Origin of the sequence: Nocardioides panacis (assembly GCF_019039255.1) — a bacterium.
In the GTDB taxonomy this organism is placed as follows: domain Bacteria; phylum Actinomycetota; class Actinomycetes; order Propionibacteriales; family Nocardioidaceae; genus Nocardioides_B; species Nocardioides_B panacis.
In genome coordinates this window covers 2,766,014-2,785,390 of sequence record NZ_CP077062.1, presented here as the reverse complement: position 1 = coordinate 2,785,390, position 19,377 = coordinate 2,766,014, and the positions used below count along the sequence as shown (strand labels likewise).

Annotated in this window: 19 protein-coding genes; 16 read left to right on the top strand and 3 right to left on the bottom strand. The window is 72.2% G+C overall.

The genetic code is table 11. From position 1 onward, the window contains the following. Nucleotides 1-9 precede the first annotated feature (9 nt). Nucleotides 10-2,628, bottom strand: a complete 2,619-nt coding sequence (valS, locus tag KRR39_RS13535; protein ID WP_216937605.1) for a valine--tRNA ligase — start codon at nt 2,626-2,628, stop codon at nt 10-12. 77 nt (nt 2,629-2,705) lie between these two features. Here valS and KRR39_RS13530 point away from each other — a divergent pair, with 77 nt between their 5' ends. From KRR39_RS13530 to KRR39_RS13465, 15 genes are all read left to right on the top strand, one after another. Continuing rightward, entirely contained in the window at nt 2,706-3,605 is a 900-nt protein-coding gene (locus tag KRR39_RS13530; protein WP_216937603.1) for a GNAT family N-acetyltransferase, read from the top strand. Nucleotides 3,606-3,617: 12 nt separating this feature from the next. Beyond that, a complete protein-coding gene (locus tag KRR39_RS13525) occupies nt 3,618-4,985 on the top strand; it encodes a bifunctional folylpolyglutamate synthase/dihydrofolate synthase (protein ID WP_216937602.1) in 1,368 nt (455 codons plus the stop codon). Beyond that, nucleotides 4,982-5,398 carry a DUF4233 domain-containing protein gene (locus KRR39_RS13520; RefSeq protein ID WP_216937601.1) on the top strand — a complete coding sequence of 139 codons (417 nt, stop codon included), beginning with the start codon at nt 4,982-4,984 and terminating at the stop codon, nt 5,396-5,398. The genes KRR39_RS13525 and KRR39_RS13520 overlap by 4 nt, the downstream gene beginning before the upstream one ends. A gap of 55 nt (nt 5,399-5,453) precedes the next feature. Then, nucleotides 5,454-5,864 (top strand): nucleoside-diphosphate kinase, encoded by a 411-nt coding sequence (gene ndk, locus KRR39_RS13515; protein WP_216937600.1) that lies wholly within the window; start codon nt 5,454-5,456, stop codon nt 5,862-5,864. Between the two features lie 4 nt (nt 5,865-5,868). Further along, nucleotides 5,869-6,576, top strand: a complete 708-nt coding sequence (locus KRR39_RS13510; RefSeq protein WP_216937599.1) for a pyridoxamine 5'-phosphate oxidase family protein — start codon at nt 5,869-5,871, stop codon at nt 6,574-6,576. Between the two features lie 150 nt (nt 6,577-6,726). Beyond that, nucleotides 6,727-7,752, top strand: coding sequence for a rod shape-determining protein (locus tag KRR39_RS13505; protein ID WP_216937598.1), 1,026 nt, complete (start codon nt 6,727-6,729; stop codon nt 7,750-7,752). Between the two features lie 21 nt (nt 7,753-7,773). Further along, nucleotides 7,774-8,682, top strand: coding sequence for a rod shape-determining protein MreC (mreC, locus tag KRR39_RS13500; RefSeq protein ID WP_216937597.1), 909 nt, complete (start codon nt 7,774-7,776; stop codon nt 8,680-8,682). Beyond that, nucleotides 8,679-9,191: a rod shape-determining protein MreD gene (gene mreD, locus KRR39_RS13495; RefSeq protein ID WP_216937596.1), complete on the top strand. Its 513-nt coding sequence runs from the start codon at nt 8,679-8,681 to the stop codon at nt 9,189-9,191. The genes mreC and mreD overlap by 4 nt, the downstream gene beginning before the upstream one ends. Next, on the top strand, nt 9,191-9,994 hold the full coding sequence (locus KRR39_RS24865) for a penicillin-binding protein 2 (RefSeq protein ID WP_254185126.1): 804 nt from the start codon (nt 9,191-9,193) through the stop codon (nt 9,992-9,994). The genes mreD and KRR39_RS24865 overlap by 1 nt, the downstream gene beginning before the upstream one ends. Continuing rightward, nucleotides 9,945-11,351, top strand: coding sequence for a penicillin-binding transpeptidase domain-containing protein (locus tag KRR39_RS13490; RefSeq protein WP_254185125.1), 1,407 nt, complete (start codon nt 9,945-9,947; stop codon nt 11,349-11,351). Before KRR39_RS24865 ends, KRR39_RS13490 begins: the two co-directional genes overlap by 50 nt. Then, nucleotides 11,348-12,571: a rod shape-determining protein RodA gene (rodA, locus tag KRR39_RS13485; protein WP_216937595.1), complete on the top strand. Its 1,224-nt coding sequence runs from the start codon at nt 11,348-11,350 to the stop codon at nt 12,569-12,571. Before KRR39_RS13490 ends, rodA begins: the two co-directional genes overlap by 4 nt. Nucleotides 12,572-12,671: 100 nt before the next feature. After that, complete coding sequence (locus tag KRR39_RS13480; RefSeq protein ID WP_216937594.1) at nt 12,672-13,253, top strand: TIGR03086 family metal-binding protein; 582 nt, start codon at nt 12,672-12,674, stop codon at nt 13,251-13,253. Continuing rightward, entirely contained in the window at nt 13,232-13,588 is a 357-nt protein-coding gene (locus tag KRR39_RS13475) for a nuclear transport factor 2 family protein (RefSeq protein ID WP_216937593.1), read from the top strand. The genes KRR39_RS13480 and KRR39_RS13475 overlap by 22 nt, the downstream gene beginning before the upstream one ends. Before the next feature lie 139 nt (nt 13,589-13,727). Further along, nucleotides 13,728-13,901: a hypothetical protein gene (locus KRR39_RS13470; protein ID WP_216937592.1), complete on the top strand. Its 174-nt coding sequence runs from the start codon at nt 13,728-13,730 to the stop codon at nt 13,899-13,901. 89 nt (nt 13,902-13,990) lie between these two features. Continuing rightward, the gene (locus KRR39_RS13465) at nt 13,991-15,952 is read left to right on the top strand and encodes a TIGR03960 family B12-binding radical SAM protein (RefSeq protein ID WP_254185737.1); all 1,962 of its coding nucleotides are present in this window, start codon (nt 13,991-13,993) and stop codon (nt 15,950-15,952) included. A gap of 47 nt (nt 15,953-15,999) precedes the next feature. Here KRR39_RS13465 and KRR39_RS13460 read toward each other — a convergent pair whose 3' ends face one another. Then, nucleotides 16,000-17,151: a phospholipase D-like domain-containing protein gene (locus KRR39_RS13460; RefSeq protein ID WP_216937591.1), complete on the bottom strand. Its 1,152-nt coding sequence runs from the start codon at nt 17,149-17,151 to the stop codon at nt 16,000-16,002. Between the two features lie 143 nt (nt 17,152-17,294). Beyond that, complete coding sequence (locus KRR39_RS13455) at nt 17,295-18,518, bottom strand: CynX/NimT family MFS transporter (RefSeq protein WP_216937590.1); 1,224 nt, start codon at nt 18,516-18,518, stop codon at nt 17,295-17,297. Between the two features lie 52 nt (nt 18,519-18,570). Between KRR39_RS13455 and KRR39_RS13450 the strand changes: the two genes are divergently transcribed. After that, nucleotides 18,571-19,311, top strand: coding sequence for a TIGR03936 family radical SAM-associated protein (locus KRR39_RS13450; RefSeq protein WP_254185124.1), 741 nt, complete (start codon nt 18,571-18,573; stop codon nt 19,309-19,311). Nucleotides 19,312-19,377: the final 66 nt, after the last annotated feature.

The window sequence follows — 19,377 nt, the reverse complement described above, 5'->3', positions numbered from 1 at the left end:
CCGGCCGGGTCAGGCGTCGGGCTGGGCGGCGATCTCCGCGTCGACGGTGATCGCCGTGGCGTCGGTGGGGGTGAAGGTCAGGTCGCCGACGATCTTGCCGGCGGCCTTGAGGTCGGCGGACGCCTTCTCCGCCAGCGCCAGGGCGGCGGCGGGACCGGACACCTCGGCGTGGGACAGCTCGGTGCGCATCGAGACCTTGGCGTTCGACTTCGCGCCGCGGATGCCGACCAGCGTGCCGGCCACGGCGGCCAGCATCGCCGGGTCGGCGGCGGCCGCGGACCCGAGCTCGGCGGCGACCGGCCAGGACTGCCGGTGGATCGAGCCCTCCTGCCACCAGGACCAGACCTCCTCGGTGACGTAGGGCAGGAACGGCGCGAGCAGCCGCAGCTGCACGTGCAGCGCCACCGCCAGGGCGGCCTTCGCCGAGGCGGCCGCGTCGTCGCCGCGGGCGCCGTACGCCCGCTCCTTCACCAGCTCGAGGTAGTCGTCGCAGAACTCCCAGAAGAACTTTTCGGTGACCTCGAGCGCGGTGGTGTAGTCGTAGGCCTCGAACGCCTCGGTCGCCCTCGTGACCGTCGCGGCCAGGCCGGCGAGCATCGCGCAGTCGACCGGCTCGCTGACCGCGGACGGCACGACCTGGGTGGCGCCGACCGAGGAGAGCGCGAACTTCGAGGCGTTGAGCACCTTCATCGCGAGCCGCCGGCCGACCTTCATCTGGGTCTCGTCGAACGGCGAGTCCAGGCCGGGCCGGGCCATCGCGGCCCGCCAGCGCACGGCGTCGGCGCCGAACTTCTCCAGGATGTCGGCGGGCACGATCGCGTTGCCCTTGGACTTGCTCATCTTCTTGCGGTCCGGGTCCATGATGAAGCCCGAGATCAGCGCGTGCGTCCACGGCACGGTGTGGTTCTCGTGGTGCGCGCGGACCACCCGGGAGAACAGCCAGGTGCGGATGATGTCGTGCGCGTGGGTGCACAGGTCGAACGGGAAGACCCGGCCGAACAGGTCCTGGTCGGACTCCCAGCCGCCCGCGATGTGCGGGGTCAGCGAGGAGGTCGCCCAGGTGTCCATGATGTCGGGGTCGCCGACGAAGCCGCCCGGCTTGCTGCGCTGCGACTCGTCGTACCCGCCCGGCGCCGTCGTGGAGGGGTCCAGCGGCAGGTCCGCCTCGGCCGGCATCAGCGGGTGCTCGTAGTCGGGCTCGCCGTCGGCGTCGAGGGCGTACCAGACCGGGAACGGGATGCCGAAGAACCGCTGGCGGGAGATCAGCCAGTCGCCGTTCAGGCCGCCGACCCAGTTCTCGTAGCGGTGCTTCATGTGCGCCGGCACCCAGTGGATCTCCGAGCCGCGGGCGACCAGCTCGTCGCGCAGCTCGGCGTCCCGGCCGCCGTTCTTGATGTACCACTGGCGGGTCGAGACGATCTCCAGCGGCTTGTCGCCCTTCTCGTAGAAGTTCGTCATCCGCTGGGTCGGCTTCGGCTCGCCGTCGAGGTCGCCGGACGCGCGCAGCGCCGCGACCATCGCCTCGCGGGCGCTGAAGGTGGTCTTCCCGGCCAGCTCGGCGTACGCCGCAGCCGCCGGCCCGGCCGCGAGCCACTCCGGCGTCTCACGGTGCAGCCGGCCGTCGCGGCCGATCACCGTGCGCACCGGGAGCTGCAGCTCGCGCCACCAGGTCACGTCGTTCAGGTCGCCGAACGTGCAGCACATCGCGATGCCGGCGCCCTTGTCGGGCTCGGCGAGCCGGTGCGCGTAGACGGGGATCTCCACACCGAACACCGGGGAGGTCACGGTCTTGCCGAACAGCCCCTGGTAGCGCTCGTCGTCGGGGTGCGCGACCAGGGCGACCACAGCGGGGATCAGCTCGGGGCGGGTGGTCTCGATGTAGACGGGACCGTCGGGACCCCCGAACGCGACCCGGTGGTAGGCGCCGGCGTACTCCCGGGCCTCGAGCTCGGCCTGCGCGACGGCGGTCTGGAAGGTGACGTCCCACAGGGTCGGGGACTCCTGGAGGTAGGCCTCGCCGCGGGCGTAGTTGCGCAGGAAGGCCCGCTGGGAGGCGGTCTGCGACTTCGGGCCGATCGTCGTGTAGTGCTGCTTCCAGTCCACCGAGAGGCCCAGCGTGCGCCACAGCGACTCGAAGATCTCCTCGTCCTGCACCACGAGGCGCTCGCACAGCTCGATGAAGTTGGGCCGGCTGATCGGGACCTGCTTCTTCGCGTCCGGCTTCTCCGGCGGCGTGAAGTCGGGGTCGTAGGGCAGCGAGGGGTCGCAGCGCACGCCGAAGTAGTTCTGCACCCGGCGCTCGGTCGGCAGGCCGTTGTCGTCCCAGCCCATCGGGTAGAAGACCTCGAGGCCCTGCATCCGCTTGAACCGCGCGATCAGGTCGGTGTGCGTGTAGGAGAACACGTGCCCGACGTGCAGCGACCCGGAGACGGTCGGGGGAGGGGTGTCGATCGAGTAGACCTGCTCGCGGCTCCGGGAGCGGTCGAACGCGTAGGTGTCGTCGGCTTTCCACTGCTGGGACCAGGTCGCCTCGAGCCCCTCCAGCGCAGGCTTGTCCGGTACGACGACGGCGCGACCGGCTGGCTGCGTCGTCTCGGACAGGTCTGGGGTGATCGGCTCGGTGGTCATGGCCCGAAATCTACCGGCCGGCGGCGGACAGCCGAAAACGAGTTCCCCGGGGTGCGGCGGACTCCTACGGTGTCCCGGTGACCACGACGCTCGAGCTGCACGCCGACGCGGCCGGGTTCCTCGCCCAGGCGGCGGACCACCTCGGCCTCGACCCGGTGCTGAACACCGTGGTGGCGACGCACGCCGAGCGCGAGGCGCGGGAGGGCCGGACCGCCGACGAGGGGCTGCCGCACTGGTACGCCGTCGCGCGGGCCGCGGACGGCTCGGTGGCCGGCGTCGCGATGCGCACGGCGCCGTTCGCGCCCTACCCGCCCTACCTGCTGCCGATGCCGGAGGACGCCGCGGTGGGTCTCGCCCGGCTGCTGCACGAGCGCGGGGAGCGGGTCGGCGGCGTCAACGGGGCGCTGCCGGCGGCCCGCACGTTCGCCGACGAGCTGGCCCGGCTCGCCGGCGGGGTGGTCACGGTGCGGATGCACACCCGGCTCTTCGAGGCCCGCGCGGTCCGGGTGCCGCCGACGCCGGGCGGCGCCCTGCGGGTGGCCACCGAGCCGGACGCCGATCTGGCGCTGGCCTGGTTCTCCGCGTTCCACGCCGACGCCGACGCGCAGGCCGGACGCAGCGCCGGGCACGCGGAGGAGCCGGTCACCGCGGACACCGTGCTGGGCCGGCTGCGCGCCGGGCTGCTCTTCGTCTGGGAGGTCGACGGCGTCCCGGTGCACCTGACCGGCCAGAACCCTCCGTCGTACGGCGCCGTGCGGATCGGCCCGGTCTACACCCCTCGCGCGCACCGCGGCCGGGGCTACGCCGGCGCCGCCGTCGCGGAGCTGTCCCGGCGGGCGCTCGCGGACCGGCTGCGGCCCTGCCTGTTCACCGACCAGGCCAACCCGGTGTCCAACGGGGTCTACGAGCGGGTCGGCTACGAGCCGGTGGCCGACATGGTCAGCCTGCTGGTCGGCGACCCGGTGCCCGATCCGTAGACTCGCAGCACGATGTCCGAGACCCCCGCACCTGCTCCCGTCACCACCTACGCCGACGCCGAGCGAGCGCTGCTCGCCCGCTGGCCGGAGACCCGGCTGGAGCCGTCGCTGGACCGGATCGAGGCGTTCGTCGAGCTGCTCGGCGAGCCGCAGCGCGGCTACCCGGTGATCCAGCTGACCGGCACCAACGGCAAGACCAGCACCTCGCGGATGATCGACGCGCTGGTCACCGCGACCGGGCTGCGCACCGGCCGGTTCACCAGCCCGCACGTGGAGTCGATGACCGAGCGGATCTCCCTGGACGGCGAGCCGCTGACCGAGGAGCAGTTCCTGGAGGCCTACCAGGACGTCGCGGCGCTCGCGGACCTCGTCGACCAGGACGCGGAGCACCCGCTGTCGTTCTTCGAGACGCTCGTCGGGATGGCGTACGCCGCGTTCGCGAACGCCCCGGTCGACGCGGCCGTCGTCGAGGTCGGCATGGGCGGCTCGTGGGACGCCACCAGCGTCGCCGACGCGACGGTCGCGGTGCTCACCCCGATCGCCGTGGACCACGCGAGCTACCTCGGCTCGCGTCCGGTCGACATCGCCCGCGAGAAGGCCGGGATCATCAAGGCCGGCTCGACGGTGGTGGTGGCCGTGCAGCCCGACGACGTGGCGGCGGTGATCGCCGAGCGGGCCGCGGAGGTCGGCGCGACGGTGCTGTGGGAGGGCCGGGACTTCGGCGTCGAGCACCGCGTCGCGGCCGTCGGCGGCCAGATGATGCAGCTGCGCGGCCTGCGCGGGGAGTACCCCGAGGTCTTCCTGCCGCTGCACGGCGCCCACCAGGCGCAGAACGCGGTCCTGGCGCTGGCCGCCGTGGAGGCGTTCCTCGGCGAGGAGCCGCTCGACGTCGACCTGGTCCGCGACGCGCTCGCCGAGGTGACCTCGCCCGGCCGCCTCGAGGTGATCCGGCGCAGCCCGACGATCCTGCTGGACGCCGCGCACAACCCGCACGGCGCGCAGGCCACCGCGGACGCGATCGAGGACTCGTTCCTGCTCAACCCGCTGATCGGGGTCGTCGGGGTGATGGCCGACAAGGACTACGAGGGCGTGCTGGCGGCCTTCGAGCCGGTGATGGCCGCGATCGTCTGCACCGAGAACACCACCACCCGCACGATGCGCGCCGAGGACCTCGCCGAGGTCGCCCGCGGCATCTTCGGCATCGACCGGGTGTACGTCGCCCCGCGGATCCAGGACGCCATCGAGCAGGCGGCCACCCTCGCCGAGGAGGGCGGCGTGTTCGGCGAGGCGATCGGCTCCGGCGGCGTGCTGGTCACCGGCTCGGTGGTCACCGTCGGCGAGGCGCGGCACCTGCTCCGGCCGCGGAGGCGGCGCGGATGACCCGCTCCATCCGGCGCTCGATGTGCGCCGGCATGCTGGTGCTCCAGGCGGTCGTGCTGTTCCTGACCGGCATCGTGACGATCGGGATGACCGAGCTGGCCACCGGCGCGTCGCTGGCCCTGGGCCTCGGCCTCGCGGTGCTGTGCCTGGTCGCGGCCGGGATGCTCGGCCGGCGCGGGGGCTACGCCCTGGGCTGGGCGGTGCAGGTCGTCTCGATCGCGCTGGGGTTCCTGATCACCGCTATGTTCTTCCTCGGCGTGGTCTTCGCCGGGCTCTGGGCGACCTCCTACTTCATGGGCGCCACGATCGACCGGGAGCGGGCCGAGCGCGCCGTCCTGGAGGAGCAGTGGCGCGCCGAGCACGGCGCCGAGCACGGCGCCGAGCACGGCGCCCAGGACGGCGCCCAGGACTGAGTCCGGCCACCGGTCGGTTTCGCGGGTCGGCCGCGGGTTCCCTAGGCTGGCGCCCATGTCGACCCAGCGCACCCTCGTCCTGCTCAAGCCCGACACCGTCCGCCGCGGACTCGTGGGCAACGTGCTGTCCCGCTTCGAGGCCAAGGGCCTCTCGCTCGTCGCGCTGGAGCTGCGCACCATCACCGCGGCCCAGGCCGACGAGCACTACGCCGAGCACGTGGACCGGGACTTCTACCCGCCGCTGCGCGACTTCGTGACCTCCGGCCCGCTCCTCGCGGCGGTGCTCGAGGGCGACGAGGCCGTCGAGGTGGTGCGCGCGCTGAACGGCGCGACCGACGGCCGCAAGGCCGCTCCGGGCACGATCCGCGGGGACCTGTCGCTGTCCAACCGCGAGAACCTCGTGCACGGCTCGGACTCGCCCGAGTCCGCCGCGCGCGAGATCGGCATCTGGTTCCCGGGTCTGTGACCCCGTGACCGCCGGGCGCCGCGCCGACCAGCCGCTCTCGCCGACCGGCCGGAGCACGCCGCGCCGGGAGAGGGAGCGCGCCCAGTCCGACCGCGACACCCTGTACGACGTCCTGGACGCGTCCCTGGTCTGCCACCTCGCCGTCGTCGTCGACGGGGTGCCGCTGGCCCTGCCGACGGTGTTCGCCGTCGACCTTGACGGTCCCGACGAGGGCGGCACGCTCTACGTGCACGGCTCGGTGGCCTCGCGCAGCCTGGTGCAGGCGCCCGGGCAGGACGTCAGCGTGACGATGACGGTGCTCGACGGGATCGTGCTGGCGCGGTCCGGCTTCAACCACTCGATGAACTACCGCTCGGCCGTGGTCGTCGGCCGGCCCCGGCTGGTGACCGGTGAGGCCGAGCGCTCGCACGCCCTGGACCTGCTGGTCGACCACGTGACGCCCGGCCGGTCCGCGACGCTGCGCCGGCCGACCCGCAAGGAGCTCTCCGCCACCACGGTGCTGGCCCTGCCGCTGCACGAGGCCTCGGTCAAGCGGCGGGTCGGCGACCCGAGCGACGAGGACGTCGACGTCGAGGCGGGCGGCGTGTGGGCCGGGGTGCTGCCGCTCGGGCTGCGCGCCGGCGAGCCGGTCACCGGCGCGGACGTCGACGTCGCCGCGGTGCCGGAGCACGTGACGGCCCGGGTCGCAGCGCTGAACCGCCGCAGCCCCTGAACCGCCGCACCAGCTGAACCGCCCGCCTGCGTCGGGTGTGACGCGCGTGTCGTCCGGGGCTGGAGAGGTTCGCGCTCTTACCCTGGGACGGGGTCGGTGCGCCGTACCCCCGACCCACCCGGACAGGCGACGACAGCAGGGACCGCAGGCATGGCGAACAGCATCATCGGCCGCGACATGGCCGTTGACCTCGGCACCGCCAACACGCTCGTCTACGTGCGTGGCAAGGGCGTGCTCCTCGACGAGCCGTCCGTCGTCGCGCTGAACTCCTCGACGAACGAGATCCTCGCCGTCGGGCACGAGGCGAAGCGGATGATCGGCCGGACCCCGGACAACATCACCGCGATCCGCCCGCTCAAGGACGGCGTGATCGCGGACTTCGAGTCCACCGAGCAGATGCTCCGCTACTTCATCCAGCAGGTGCACCGCCGCCGCTACTTCGCCAAGCCCCGCCTGGTGATCTGCGTGCCGAGCGGCATCACCGCGGTCGAGCAGCGCGCCGTCAAGGAGGCCGGCTACCAGGCCGGCGCCCGCCGGGTCTACATCATCGAGGAGCCGATGGCCGCCGCGATCGGCGCCGGGCTCCCCGTCCACGAGGCCACCGGCAACATGGTCGTCGATGTCGGCGGCGGCACGACGGAGGTCGCGGTCATCTCGCTGGGCGGCATCGTCACCAGCCTCTCGATCCGCACCGCGGGCGACGACCTCGACCAGGCGATCATCGCCTGGATGAAGAAGGAGTACTCCCTGATGCTGGGGGAGCGCACCGCCGAGGAGATCAAGATGACCCTCGGCTCGGCGTTCCCGCTCCCGCAGGAGCCGGAGGCCGAGGTCCGCGGTCGGGACATGATCTCCGGGCTGCCCAAGACCGTCGTGGTCTCCTCCGCCGAGGTCCGGATGGCCCTCGAGGAGCCGCTGCACGCGATCGTCGACGCGGTCCGCACCACCCTCGACCAGACGCCGCCCGAGCTCGCCGGCGACATCATGGACCGCGGCCTCGTGCTGACCGGCGGCGGCGCGTTGCTGCGCGGCCTCGACGAGCGGCTGCGCCACGAGACCGGGATGCCGGTGCACATCGCCGAGGAGCCGCTGCGCTCGGTGGCGATGGGGGCCGGCAAGTGCGTCGAGGAGTTCGAGGCCCTCCAGCAGGTGCTCGTCTCCGAGCCCCGTCGATGAGCGAGAGCCAGGGCTGACGACATGCGACCGACCTCCCCCGGGAAGCGCCCGTCCCGCGCGGTGCTCGCGCTGCTGCTGCTCGCCTGCTTCACGCTGATCACCCTCGACGTCCGTGGCGGCTCGAGCTCCCCGCTCGACCCGCTGCGCTCCGCGGTCGGCACGGTCCTCGGGCCGGTGGAGAACGGCACCACGGCCGCCGTACGCCCGTTCAAGGCGGTGCCGCAGTTCTTCCACACCACGGGCGGGCTGCGCGACGACGTGGCCCGGCTCGAGGCCCAGAACTCCCAGCTCCGCGGCCAGCTCGCCGGCGCCTCGGTGGACCGCAACCGGGTCGCCGAGCTCGACGGCCTGCTGTCCACCTCGAAGAGCACCGGCTACGCGCTGGTGCCCGCCCGGGTGGTCGCGATGGGCCCCGCCCAGTCCTTCAGCCGCACCGTGACGATCGACGCCGGCACCCGCGCCGGCGTCACCGCCGACATGACCGTGCTCAACAACGACGGGCTGGTCGGCCGCGTGGTGCGCGCCGACCGGTCCACCGCCACCGTCCTGCTGCTGGTCGACCGGGACTCGGTGGTCGGCGGCCGCCTCGGCTCGAGCATGGAGGTCGGCACCATCGACGGCCGCGGCTCGGTCGGCGACGACGACCGCCTCGACCTCGAGCTCGTCGACGCCGGCGCCTCGGCCGCCAAGGGCGACGCCGTGGTGACCTGGGGCAGCAAGAACGGCACCCCGTACGTCGCCGGCGTGCCGATCGGGCGGGTCGACGCGGTGTCGGCCACCCCGCGCCAGCAGTCCACCCAGGCGGTCATCGAGCCGTACGTCGACTTCACCTCGCTCGACCTGGTCGGGGTCGTCGTCGACGGCGACACCAAGAGCGACCGCGCCGTGATCCGCGCGGGCCGCACCGAGACCGGGGGAGCCCGCCGATGACCGCCCTGCGCGCCCTGCTGCTCACCGGTGTCGTCCTGCTGGCCGTCGTGCTGCAGGTCTCGGTGTTCTCCGCGCTGTCCTTCGACGGCGTGGTGCCCAACCTCGCGCTGCTCGTCGTGGTCGCGGCCGCGCTGGTCCGCGGCCCCGAGTTCGCCGCGGTGCTCGGGTTCCTCGGCGGGCTGGCGATCGACCTGGCCCCGCCCACCGACCACGTCGCCGGGCGCTGGGCGCTGTCCCTGGTCGTCGTCGGCTACCTCGCCGGCCGGGTCCGCCAGGACGCCGGCTCCTCGGCCGTCGCCGCGGTCCTGACCGTCGCCGCCTGCTCGTTCGTGGGCACCTCGCTCTTCGCGCTCAGCGGGATGCTGCTGCACGACCCGGCCATCCCGGTCGGGGAGGCGCTCGCCGTCATCCCGGTCGCGGTCGTGTACGACGTGCTGGTCACCCCCTTCGTGCTGCCGCTGGTGATGCGGCTGTTCCGCCACCTGCAGCCGCACCAGGTCGCCTACTGATGGCCTCGACAGGTGCGGGCGGCCGGCGTCCCCGGCTGCGGACCCCGAGCGCGGTCAAGGGCCGGCTCCGGCTGATCGTCGTGCAGGCGCTGGTGCTCTCGCTGTTCGTGACACTCTTCGGGCGGCTCTGGTACATGCAGGTGCTCGGCGGTGAGGCCTACCAGGCCCAGGCCGCCGAGCAGTCCGTGCGCGAGCTCGTCGTGCAGCCCGCCCGTGGCCTGATCGTCGACGACATGGGCCGTCCGCTGGTCGCCAACCGCACGTCGTGGGTGGTCAGCCTCGACCGGACCATGCTGCACAAGATGGCCGGCGACGAGCAGTCCACGCTGCTGCGCCGGCTCTCGCGCGCGGTCGACGTACCCGTGAAGCGGATCGAGGCCAAGACGCTGCTGTGCGGCGAGACCGGGTCGGTCGCGGGCACCTGCTGGAACGGGTCGCCCTACCAGCCGGTGCCGGTCGCCGAGGACGTCGAGCAGTCGGTCGCGGTCTCGATCATGGAGCAGGCCGAGGACTTCCCGTCGGTGCTGGTCGAGTCCCAGAACGTGCGGTCCTACCCGGCGCCGTACGGCATCAACGCCGCGCACTTGCTGGGCTACCTCAGCCCGATCACCTCCGAGGAGCTCGACGAGGCCAAGGCCGAGCACGACACCTCGGTGCACGGCGCCTCGGTCGTCGGCCGGGCCGGCCTGGAGAAGCAGTACGACAAGTACCTCCGGGGGGGCGCCCGGCTACAAGCGGGTCGCCGTCGACTCGATGGGCCGGGTGCTCGGCGACTCCGGCGAGGTCGCCGGCCGCGCCGGTGACACCCTGGTCACCTCGATCGACTCGCGCGTCCAGGGCGTCGTGGAGCAGCAGCTCGACCAGACCATCAAGACGGCCCGCAAGACCTACGACAAGGTCACGCACAAGAACTACGTCGCCGACTCCGGCGCGGTGGTCGTGATGGACGCCAAGAACGGCCGGGTGGTGGCGATGGCCGGCGCCCCGACGTACAGCCCGAAGGTGTGGGTCGGCGGGATCTCCTCCAAGCAGCTCGGCCGGCTCTACTCCGCCAAGTCCGACAACCCGCTGCTGTTCCGGGCCACCCAGGGCCAGTTCGCCCCCGGCTCGACGTGGAAGCCGTTCATGACCACGGGTGCGCTGAACAACGGGTTCAGCCCGAGCACCCGGCTGGACTGCTCGTCGAACTTCCAGGTCGGCAACCGGCTGTTCAAGAACTACGAGTCGGAGTCCTACGGGATGATCGGCTTCGACGAGGCGCTGCAGATCTCCTGCGACACGTTCTTCTACCGCGTCGGCTTCAAGTTCTGGCAGCGCTACGGCAGCGACGTCGCCGACGTGAAGGCCAAGGACCCGCTGGTGAGGACCGCGAAGCTGTTCGGCTTCGGCAAGCCCACCGGCGTCGACCTGCCGGGCGAGGCGAGCGGCCGGATCGCCGACCGGGTCTGGAAGAAGGCCTACTGGAAGGCCAACAAGAGCTACTACTGCAAGATCGGCAAGAAGCCCGGCAACGACTTCCTGCACGTCTTCGCCCGCGAGTTCTGCGTGGAGGGCTACGCCTACCGCGCCGGCGACGCGGTGAACTACGTGATCGGCCAGGGCGACACCCTGGTCACCCCGCTGCAGTCGGCCCGGGCCTACGCCGCGCTGGCCAACGGCGGGACGCTCTACGAGCCGCGGGTCGCCAAGGCCGTCGTCGGCCCGGACGGCAGGACGATCCGCGAGATCAAGCCGGCCGTCGTCGGCCGGGTCAAGGTGTCCCGCAGCTCCCTGAAGTACGTCGACCAGGCGCTGCTCGGCACCGCCAAGACCGGCACCACGGCGTGGAAGTTCATGGACTTCCCGCTCGACAAGATCAAGATCCGCTCCAAGACCGGTTCGGCCGAGGTGCACGGCAAGCAGAGCACGTCCTGGGTCGCGTCGTACGACAAGGACTACGTCGTGCTGATGATGGTCACCCAGGCGGGCACCGGCTCCGGCACCTCCGGTCCCGCGGTCCGCAAGATCTGGGAGGCGCTCTACGGCGTCCAGGGCATGAAGGTGCACACCCGGGACGCGGCGCTGCCCGGTGCGAAGCCGCCGGCCGGGCTGCCCGTCTTCGCCCGGGACGGCGAGATCCTGCCGCCGATGACCCGCGCCGAGAAGAAGGGCAACCGATGACCGTCGTCGCCGTCCGTCCGCGCTCGCCCCGCCAGACCCGCACGTTCGCCGGCACCACCACCCGGGTCAAGGCCGCGCGCCTGGACTGGGTGCTGATGGCGGCCGCCGCCGCGCTGCTCACCATCGGCGCCCTGCTGGTGTGGTCGGCCACCTCGGCCCGCGGCGGCCTCCCCACCGACGACCCCAACGGCTACATCAAGAAGCACCTGGTCAACATCGCCATCGGCGTGGTGCTCGGGGTGATGGTCGCCGCGACCGACCACCGCTGGGTGCGGATCCTCGCGCCGCTGGTGTACGTCGCCTCGATCGTCGGCCTGCTGCTGGTGCTCGTGATGGGCGTGACCATCAACGGCTCGCGCTCCTGGATCCAGCTGGGCGGGATGTCCATCCAGCCGGCGGAGTTCGCCAAGCTCGCGGTCGTGATCGGGATGGCGCTGCTCGTCGCGGAGCGGACCGAGGGGTCCCTGCGCACCACGGAGGTCGGCTCCCGCGACGTGCTCGGGATGCTCGCCATCGCCGGCGTGCCCGCGGCGCTGATCCTGCTGCAGCCGGACCTCGGCACGATGCTGGTGCTGTCGGCGACCGTCTTCGGTGTCATCGCGGTCTCCGGCGCCCGCCGCACCTGGCTGCTCGGGCTGTTCGTCGGCGCGGTCGTGGCGGCCACCCTCGCGGTCAAGCTGCACGTCCTCAAGGCCTACCAGCTCGACCGGTTCATGGCGTTCACCAACCCCGACCTGGACCCGCGCGGCGCCGGCTACAACACCACCCAGGCCCGCATCGCGATCGGCAACGGCGGGATCTTCGGCCAGGGCCTGTTCGGCGGCTCGCAGACCAAGTCCGGGTTCGTCCCCGAGCAGCACACCGACTTCATCTTCACCGTCGCCGGCGAGGAGCTCGGCCTGGTCGGCTCGGCGGTGCTGATCGCCCTGCTCGGCGTGGTGCTGTGGCGCGCGCTGCGGATCGCGATGGGCGCCGACGACCTGTTCGGGCGGGTGGCCGCCGCCGGCATCGCGTGCTGGTTCGGCTTCCAGGCCTTCCAGAACATCGGCATGTGCCTCGGGATCATGCCGGTGACCGGCGTACCCCTCCCGCTCGTGTCCTACGGCGGCAGCTCGATGTTCGCGAGCCTGATGGCGCTCGGCCTGCTGCAGAACATCCACCTGCGCAGCGGCGAAGGCATCGGCGTGGCCCGCTCGAGGGTGCACCGCTCCCGCTTCTGACCGCCGACCCGGGCCTCCGGCGACCCCGACCCGGGCCTCCGGCCGGGCTGGCCCGGATGCGCCATGGACCGTTCCCGCCCGGCGGGAGCACGCTGGCGCCATGGACGTCGCCGAGCTGCACCGCCGTACCGTCGAAACCTGGACCGCGCGGGTGCGCGGCGTCGCGGCGGACCAGTGGGACCGGCCCACCCCGTGCACGGACTGGAACGTCCGCGCGCTGGTGAACCACGTGGTCGGCGAGGACGCCTGGACCATGCCGCTGATGCGCGGCGCGACGATCGCGGAGATCGGCGACTCCCTCGACGGCGACCTGCTTGGCCAGGATCCGCTCGCGACCGGCGAGACCCTGGCCGACGAGGCGGTCGCGGTGGTGGCCGAACGGCTCCCGGCAGGGGAGAAGGTGCACCTGTCCTACGGCGACGAGGACCCGGCGGAGTACGTCCGGCAGCTCTCGGCCGACCACCTGATCCACGCCTGGGACCTCGCCGCCGCGACCGGGCAGGACCGGACACTGGACGCCGACCTGGTCGACGAGGTCGCCACCTGGTTCGTCGACCGCGAGGAGATCTACCGCGGGGCCGGCTTCGTCGGGGCCCGCGTGGACGGCGCCGCCGACGACCCGCAGGCGCGGCTGCTGGCGGCGGGCGGACGGGACGCCGCGTGGACACCGCCGCAGCCCTGAGCGCGTTCTCGGCCGCGTTCGGGTCCGGCGACGTCGACGCGATCATGGCGCTGATGACCGACGACTGCGTCTTCGAGGCCACCGGCCCGGCCCCCGACGGCGTACGACGCACCGGCTCGGACGCCGTGCGGGCGGTGTGGGTGGAGCTGTTCGGGGGCACGCCCGACGCCCTGTTCACCGAGGAGGAGTCGTTCGTCGCCGGCGACCGCGCGGTGCTGCGGTGGCGGTTCGGGTGGACGAACGAGGACGGCACGCCGGGGCACGTGCGCGGGGTGGACGTGCTGCGGTTCCGCGACGGCCTGGTCGCGGAGAAGCTGTCCTACGTCAAGGGCTGACCCGGCGCGTCTGGCGGTCCGAACGACGCCGACCCGGCGCGTCTGGCGGCGACCTCCCGCCAAAGACGCCGGGTCGGCGGTCCGGGCGTCCTCCGCATGTCGGGTTCGTGACCTGCGCCGGTTTTGCGAGGATGCCGTCATGACTTCGACGCCGTCCCAGCCCCAGGACATCGATCCCGTGATCAGCGACGCCGTGCACGTCGTCAGCAACCGCTTCGGCGCCCAGGGGCTGTGCGACCTGATCGCGCTGGCCCGCGAGGAGCTGGCCCGGGCCGAGGCGGCGCTCAAGGAGCTCGCCGACCTCGACGGCTGACGGCGCTCGGTTTCGGGACCCGCGCCCGGCCGACGTACCCTGGAGCGTCCCCCGCACAGTCCTCCGGAAGGTCGTCCGTCGTGCCCACAGTGCAGTCGTCCCCGAGATCCGCGGAGAGCGTCTTCCCGCTGCTCGAGCCACTGCTCCCGTCGGTGCAGAAGCCGATCCAGTACGTCGGCGGCGAGCTGAACTCCACGCAGAAGCCGTGGGACGGCGCCGAGGTGCGCTGGGCGCTGATGTACCCCGACGCCTACGAGGTCGGCCTGCCCAACCAGGGCGTGCAGATCCTCTACGAGGTGCTCAACGAGCGCGACTGGATCCTGGCCGAGCGCACCTACTCGGTGTGGCCGGACATGGAGGCCACCATGCGCAAGCACGGCATCCCGCAGTTCACGGTCGACAACCACCGCCCGGTCCGTGCGTTCGACGTGCTCGGCCTGTCGTTCTCGACCGAGCTGGGCTACACCAACATGCTCACCGCGCTGGACCTCGCCGGCATCCCGCTGCACGCGGTCGACCGCGGCGACGAGGACCCGGTCGTGCTGGCCGGCGGCCACGCGGCGTTCAACCCCGAGCCGGTCGCCGACTTCCTCGACGCCGCCGTCCTCGGCGACGGCGAGGAGATCGTGCTCGCGATCTCCGACGTGATCCGCGAGTGGAAGTCCGAGGGCCGTCCCGGCCTGGGCGGCCGCACCCCGCGCGACGAGCTGCTCTACCGCCTCGCGGTCTCCGGGGCGGTCTACGTCCCGAAGTTCTACGACGTCGACTACCTCCCGGACGGCCGGATCAAGCGGGTCGTGCCGAACACCTCCGGCGTCCCGTGGCGCGTGCACAAGCACACGCTGATGGACCTCGACGCCTGGCCCTACCCGAAGAAGCCGCTGGTCCCGCTCGCGGAGACCGTGCACGAGCGGTTCTCGGTGGAGATCTTCCGCGGCTGCACACGCGGCTGCCGGTTCTGCCAGGCGGGCATGATCACCCGCCCGGTGCGGGAGCGCTCCATCACCACGATCGGCGACATGGTCGAGAACGGCATCCGCAGCACCGGCTTCGACGAGGTGGGGCTGCTCTCGCTGTCCAGCGCCGACCACACCGAGATCGGCGAGGTCGCCAAGGGGCTGGCCGACCGCTACGAGGACAGCAACGTGTCGCTGTCGCTGCCGTCGACCCGCGTGGACGCCTTCAACATCACGCTGGCCAACGAGTTCTCCCGCAACGGCCGCCGGTCCGGTCTGACGTTCGCGCCCGAGGGCGGCTCGGAGCGGATGCGCAAGGTGATCAACAAGATGGTCACCGAGGAGGACCTGATCCGCACCGTCGCCACGGCGTACTCCCACGGCTGGCGCCAGGTGAAGCTCTACTTCATGTGCGGCCTGCCGACCGAGACCGACGAGGACGTCCTGGAGATCGCCGACCTGGCGAAGAAGGTGATCGCCAAGGGCCGCGAGGTCTCCGGCCAGAACGACATCCGCTGCACGGTGTCCATCGGCGGCTTCGTGCCCAAGCCGCACACGCCCTTCCAGTGGGCCGCGCAGCTCGACCACGAGACCACCGACGACCGGCTCAAGAAGCTGCGCGACAACGTGCGCGCGGACAAGAAGTTCGCCCGGGCCATCGGGTTCCGCTACCACGACGGCCGTCCCGGCATCATCGAGGGACTGCTCTCGCGCGGGGACCGTCGGGTCGGCCGGGTCATCGAGCAGGTCTGGCGCGACGGCGGCCGGTTCGACGGCTGGAGCGAGCACTTCTCCTTCGAGCGCTGGGAGTCCGCCGCCGGTACGTCGCTCGCGGACCTGCCCGTCGACCTCGACTGGTACACCACCCGCGAGCGCGAGCACGCCGAGGTGCTGCCCTGGGACCACCTGGACTCGGGCCTGGACAAGGACTGGCTCTGGGAGGACTGGCAGGACGCCATCGACCCCAACCTCGACGTCGAGGTCGAGGACTGCCGGTGGACCCCGTGCTACGACTGCGGCGTGTGCCCCAGCCAGGACACCGAGATCCAGATCGGGCCCACCGGCCTGAAGCTCCTGCCGCTCACCGTCGTCTGACGCCGACCCGGCGCCTCTGGCGGCGCCGGGCCGCCAGACGCGCCGGGTCAGCCGACCCGGTGGCTGTGGTGCTTCCAGATGAAGTCGAAGTTCTTGCGGTACTCGTAGAACGCCCCGCGCCGCGGGATGTGCATGGTGACCTCGTCGCCGTTCAGCGCGATGTCGGACCAGTTCTGGGACCCGGTCCACACGTGCCAGCCGGCCTTGGCGCCGTACCTCCCGCTCAGGATCATGTACTTCTCGTGGGTGTACAGGTCGACCGTGCCGTTGCGGTTGCGGTCGTAGCTCGCGGTGCGGACGTTCACGCCGTTCGCACGCAGCGTGCCCACGACGTAGCCGCCGCCGTCGCTGTGCAGCACCCGGATGTTGCACCCGGCCCACGAGAGCGCGGCGACCTTGTCGGCGAGGTAGCGGCCGCGCACGCCGTTCCAGCCGTACATCGAGATCCGGATCAGCGTCCGGTCGCCGATGCCGGTGCCGCCCGCGGCGCCGTGGCAGCGGACCTGGTCCAGCCGCCTCATGATCGGGTCGTCGCTGCGGGTGGTGTCGTAGCGCGGGTAGACGTTGGTCGTGTAGGCGCCGCGCACGGTGGCGGTGCGGAACGGGTGCGGCAGCGGACGGTCCCGCTTCATCTGGTCGAAGACCCGGGAGTAGACGTCGTACATCGGCCGGTTGGCGTTCACGGTGTACATGTCGTTCCACTGGATCTTCACGCCGTTGCCGGTCAGGTTCGCCGACCCCATCATCGTGGTCCAGCGCGTCGTGCCGGTCTGCGAGAACAGGTAGAACTTCGAGTGCAGGTTGCCGCGCTTCCCGCGGCAGGAGCGCACGCAGATCCGCAGGAAGCTGGCCTTCGACACGTCGCTGCCCAGCGCGCGCTGGATCCGCCTGGTCTGCCGCGAGGTGAAGTTGTCGTTGAGCAGCATCTGCACGTGCACGCCGCGCCGGTGCGCCCTGATCAGCGCGTCGGCGATGTCCTTGCGGTCGTTGGAGTACGCCGCGACCCTGATCGTCGAGCCGCGGTGCGCGTGGTTCACGGCCGCCACGAAGGTCCTGACCAGCCGCGCCTGGGCGGCGGTCCTTCCCCAGGGGTCGTTGAAGTGCGCTCCCGGGTCCGGCTGCCACGCGGCAGCGCTGCCCGCGGTCGCTCCGGTGGTGAGCAGGACGAAAGCCAGGGCGACGCCGAGTCGTCTGAGCATGTGGAGGATCTCCCGTGTCTGGTCTGCGCGTGACGCGACCGGGAGGCAGCCTCGGGTCGACAGGTGCACGTGCGGAGGGCGGCCGTCGTACCCGGCCGCCCGTCGGTTTCCTTTACTTTGCGTCGACCACCGTACGGCACCGGTCAGCCGGCGGTGCGCACGCCGATCGCGTCCTCGATGTAGGAGGGCCGGGCGACCATCAGCCCGGCGAGCAGCTGGGGGACCACCAGCACGATCAGCCCGATCAGCGGCACGGTCCACCCGCCGGTCAGCTCGTAGGTCAGGCCCATCCCGAACGGGCCGATCGCCGCGATCAGGTAGCCCACCGACTGGGTGAAGCCGGACAGCGCCGCCGTGCCCTCCGCGGTGCGGGCCCGCAGCCCGATCAGGGTCAGCACCACCGGGAACACCGAGGCCGCCACGCCCACGAGCACCGCCCACAACCAGGCGCCGGCGACCGGCGCGACGATCAGGCCGACGTACCCGACGGGGTAGCAGAGCACCAAGCCGACGATCAGCCAGGTCTGGTGCTCCATCCGCGCCGCCCAGGAGGGCAACCAGAACGACAGCGGGATGCTCATCGCGGTGATCACGCCGAGCAGCAGCCCGGCGGTGCCGGGGGAGAAGCCGGCGTCGCGGTAGACCTGCGCGAACCAGCCGAACACCGAGTAGGCCTGCAGCGACTGGAACCCGAAGAACAGCGCCATGCCCCAGCCGAGCCGGGTGCGGGCGACGGCGCCGAGCGAGATCCCCCGCGCGGCCACGTCGGGGGCGCTGTCGTGCCGGACCAGACCGATCCAGGGGAGCGCCGCGACCAGCGCCGTGACCGCCCAGGCGAACAGCCCCCACCGCCACGACCCGAAGTGCTCCGACAGCGGGACGGTCAGCACCGAGGAGAGGGTCAGCCCGACCGCGAGCGAGGTGGTGTAGATCGACGTCATCAGGCCGACCCGGTCCGGGAAGTGCAGCTTGACCAGGGAGGGCAGCAGCACGTTCGTGGTCGCCATGCCGGCCAGCGCGACCAGCGAGAGCAGCAGGAACAGCGGCACGTTGGCCGTCTGGGAGCGCAGCGCGAGCCCGACGACCACCGAGACCAGGGCGAGCAGCGTGATCCGGTGCAGCCCGAGGACCCGGGCGAGCCAGGGCGCGAGCGCGCCGAACGCGGCGAAGGAGAGCACCGGCAGGGTCGTCAGCACGCCCGCGGTGGTGCTGGTCATGCCGAGGCCGGTGATGATCTCGTCGAGGACCGGACCGACGCTCACCGCGGCGGGCCGCAGGTTGAAGGCCACGACCACGATGCCGACGACCACCAGGACCCGCTGGGCGCGGGTGTCGGGGTGGGCGGGGGCGGTGGCGTCGTCGATCACCGCGACATCCTCCCGCACGGGGCCCCGCACCCGCGCCGGTAGGGTGCGCCCCGTGCGTGAGCAACCCGAGCAACAGGCCCCTCCCGTCCAGCGGCTCCGCTTCCGGTACGCCAAGCGGGGACGGCTGCGGTTCACCAGCCACCGCGACTTCTCCCGCGCCTTCGAGCGGGCGGTCTTCCGGGCCCGGATCCCGATGGCCTACTCCTCCGGCTTCAACCCGCACCCGCGGATCTCCTACGCGGGAGCCTCCCCGACCGGGGCAGCCAGCGAGGCGGAGTACCTCGAGATCGGGCTCGCCGAGGTCACCGACCCGGCGGAGGTGCTGGCCGCGCTCGACGAGGCGCTGCCGCCGGGGCTCGACCTGCTGCAGGTCGTGGAGTCCCCGGGCGGCTCGCTCTCGGACCTGCTCGAGGCCAGCGTGTGGCGGACGACCGTGCCGTCGATGACGCCCGACCAGGGCGCCGAGGGGGTGACCGCCTTCCTCGCCGCCGAGGAGGTGCTCGTCGAGCGGATGACCAAGAAGGGGCTGCGCACTTTCGACTGCCGCGCCGCCGTCGTGTCGCTGCAGTCCGCGGCGGGACCGGGAATCGAGGGCGAGTGTGCGATACTCGACATGGTTTTACGACACGGAACCCCGTCCGTGAGACCCGACGACGTCCTCGCCGGACTCCGCACCCTGGTGGGGCTCGAGGCCGATGCCGCTCCGTTGCACGAGCGACTCGCCCAAGGCCCCCTGGATACGCAGTTCGGCACGGTGGGCGATCCGTTGGCACTCCACCGCGACACGGCGTGAGGCGCTAGTGACAGCAGCTCCTCGTAGGACGTCGGTGACCGCGGACAGTGCCGGTGGGCAGCCCGT

Coding starts and splice junctions, on each gene's coding strand:
- KRR39_RS13470 (WP_216937592.1), top strand. CDS start 13,728: ATGACTTCGACGCCGTCCCAGCCCCAGGACATCGATCCCGTGATCAGC.
- KRR39_RS13520 (WP_216937601.1), top strand. CDS start 4,982: ATGACCCGCTCCATCCGGCGCTCGATGTGCGCCGGCATGCTGGTGCTC.
- rodA (WP_216937595.1), top strand. CDS start 11,348: ATGACCGTCGTCGCCGTCCGTCCGCGCTCGCCCCGCCAGACCCGCACG.
- valS (WP_216937605.1), bottom strand. CDS start 2,628: ATGACCACCGAGCCGATCACCCCAGACCTGTCCGAGACGACGCAGCCA.
- KRR39_RS13525 (WP_216937602.1), top strand. CDS start 3,618: ATGTCCGAGACCCCCGCACCTGCTCCCGTCACCACCTACGCCGACGCC.
- mreC (WP_216937597.1), top strand. CDS start 7,774: ATGCGACCGACCTCCCCCGGGAAGCGCCCGTCCCGCGCGGTGCTCGCG.
- KRR39_RS13490 (WP_254185125.1), top strand. CDS start 9,945: ATGGGCCGGGTGCTCGGCGACTCCGGCGAGGTCGCCGGCCGCGCCGGT.
- KRR39_RS13460 (WP_216937591.1), bottom strand. CDS start 17,151: ATGCTCAGACGACTCGGCGTCGCCCTGGCTTTCGTCCTGCTCACCACC.
- ndk (WP_216937600.1), top strand. CDS start 5,454: ATGTCGACCCAGCGCACCCTCGTCCTGCTCAAGCCCGACACCGTCCGC.
- mreD (WP_216937596.1), top strand. CDS start 8,679: ATGACCGCCCTGCGCGCCCTGCTGCTCACCGGTGTCGTCCTGCTGGCC.
- KRR39_RS13505 (WP_216937598.1), top strand. CDS start 6,727: ATGGCGAACAGCATCATCGGCCGCGACATGGCCGTTGACCTCGGCACC.
- KRR39_RS13480 (WP_216937594.1), top strand. CDS start 12,672: ATGGACGTCGCCGAGCTGCACCGCCGTACCGTCGAAACCTGGACCGCG.
- KRR39_RS24865 (WP_254185126.1), top strand. CDS start 9,191: ATGGCCTCGACAGGTGCGGGCGGCCGGCGTCCCCGGCTGCGGACCCCG.